Source organism: Polaromonas sp. P1_G2, assembly GCF_056405515.1.
Genome location: NZ_JBFUBY010001488.1, coordinates 1 through 393, shown reverse-complemented (window position 1 = coordinate 393; position 393 = coordinate 1). Strand labels below are relative to the sequence as shown.

General features: G+C 58.8%; 1 pseudogene. It reads right to left on the bottom strand.

From position 1 onward, the window contains the following. A pseudogene (locus AC1D0P_RS31210) lies at nucleotides 1–393 on the bottom strand (hypothetical protein); the annotation flags it as partial.

Genomic DNA, 393 nt, shown 5'->3' with positions numbered 1-393 from the left:
GAAGAACACATTCGGGAACGGTCGTTCCCGGCGATAGCCGCGAGACGCCTTGATCATGCTCATGACATTGCGGACGGCACAGGCAGCCGGCTTGGGACGGTAGTCATAGGTATAGAGACCGAAATTGTCTTCCAGCTCAGTGGTATTCTGCCCTTGGTCCTTGAGCTGGTAGATCCAGGCGCCCTTGACCCAGGGCGTAGCCGCTGACCATAACAGGAATTGGGCGATATTGTCCGCCGCTGCCTGCTTGCTGATGACACAGCCAGAAACCGGCGTGGGCCAGCCGAATTCCGTTACATAGACGGGGATTTCGGCTCCTGTTCCGAGCTTGCCGAGCACGTCGTGCAATGCATCCAACTGGCCGATCGCTTGCGTCGCGGTGCGGTCATCCAG